1 pseudogene is annotated in these 545 nt (G+C 55.8%); it reads right to left on the bottom strand.

Annotated features, from left to right (window positions below):
* Positions 1-373 precede the first annotated feature (373 nt).
* A pseudogene (locus MJ785_RS04530) lies at positions 374-544 on the bottom strand (transposase); the annotation flags it as partial.
* Between the last annotated feature and the right edge of the window lies 1 nt (position 545).

Raw genomic sequence — 545 nt, 5'->3', positions numbered from 1 at the left:
TAAGGCGGAGCCATTGGCGATGCCTTGACGATCAGATTACGGTGATCCGATCTGTGACCTGATTCATATGTGGTGTACTGACCTTTTGAGGCTGCTGAGTCTTTCAAACACGCTAGGTGCAGCCAGGAACCGCGGAGCAACGGGACGACTGGCGGCGACGGTAGCGGCGTCGACGTTGATGCGTTCACATTTAACAACGAGGGCTACCATGAAAGATTTTCCCGTGTGGGATCGTGGCACTGGCGGCAGAAAGGTGTCTGGACAAAGATCAGGAGTGGTGAGATCGCGGATTGCGGTATCGTTGCCGGCAACGAGATCTGGTGCACTGTGCTCTGGCAGTGATAATTGGCTCTTCGCAGTTGTTCTTCGTCTTTTTCATCCAGTTCCCCAGCGTTGAGTCGTTGATGCCCAGGCTCTTCGCGGCTGCGGCCAAGGGATGGTCTGATTCGAGCACCAACTGTACCGCCTCGTCTTTGTACTCCTGGGTGTACTTCCGGGGTGTTGCACCCCATGACGCCCCTTCCTCGTGGACAGTGGACTTCAGG

It is taken from the genome of Protofrankia sp. CiT1 (genome assembly GCF_917627335.1).
GTDB lineage: Bacteria > Actinomycetota > Actinomycetes > Frankiales > Frankiaceae > Protofrankia.
This window is presented reverse-complemented; position numbering and strand designations above follow the sequence as displayed.